Genomic DNA, 206 nt, shown 5'->3' on the forward strand with positions numbered 1-206 from the left:
CCAACATTACCGGAGTATGGTTGCATTACTACCGGTTTTCCTAATATATCATATATTAGTAGAGATTTTGCAACTCCGTAACTTCTCAAATAAGCATTGTTCGCATCAGAGCTTAATTCGCTATAATAAGAAGAATTAGTCTCTCTGAACATCGCAGTACCAATAACATCTAATTTACTTAGAGGATTTGTTGTTCCAATACCAAC

1 protein-coding gene is annotated in these 206 nt (G+C 35.0%); it reads right to left on the reverse strand.

All coding sequences use genetic code 11. The features are described from left to right. The coding region (locus DMA14_RS22825; RefSeq protein ID WP_203418199.1) for a hypothetical protein at positions 1-206 on the reverse strand (206 nt) is incomplete at both ends.

Source organism: Flavobacterium sharifuzzamanii (genome assembly GCF_003254585.1).
Lineage (GTDB): Bacteria > Bacteroidota > Bacteroidia > Flavobacteriales > Flavobacteriaceae > Flavobacterium > Flavobacterium sharifuzzamanii.